This window comes from Neisseria sp. HMSC078C12 (assembly GCF_001838065.1).
Classification (GTDB): Bacteria; Pseudomonadota; Gammaproteobacteria; order Burkholderiales; family Neisseriaceae; genus Neisseria.
In genome coordinates this window covers 1-290 of the sequence record NZ_KV835580.1, presented here as the reverse complement: position 1 = coordinate 290, position 290 = coordinate 1, and the positions used below count along the sequence as shown (strand labels likewise).

The 290-nt window shown below is 54.5% G+C and carries 1 protein-coding gene; it reads right to left on the bottom strand.

Annotated elements, in window-relative coordinates; all coding sequences use genetic code 11:
- The coding region (locus HMPREF2596_RS11345; RefSeq protein ID WP_210401051.1) for a hypothetical protein at window positions 1-290 on the bottom strand (290 nt) is incomplete at both ends.

The window sequence follows — 290 nt, the reverse complement described above, 5'->3', positions numbered from 1 at the left end:
GCTACGTTGGTAATCTTGTTACCGGCGTTGTTCAATCCGTCTTTGGTCAGTTTGACATCACCTGCTTTAACGCCGTCTTGGGTCAATGCGACATCGTCGCCTACTTTCACACCGTCGTTGTTAACGGTGGTATCGCCGGCTTTGACGCTGTCTACCACCAGGTCTTTGTTCAGCTTGACGGTCACTGTGTCGCCTTGGGCTTCGGTGGTGATGTTGTCGTCGCCGGCAACGGTCACGGTGGAGCCGAGTTTTTCGATATTGGTGCTGCCGCTGTCGCCGTTGAAGGTCAG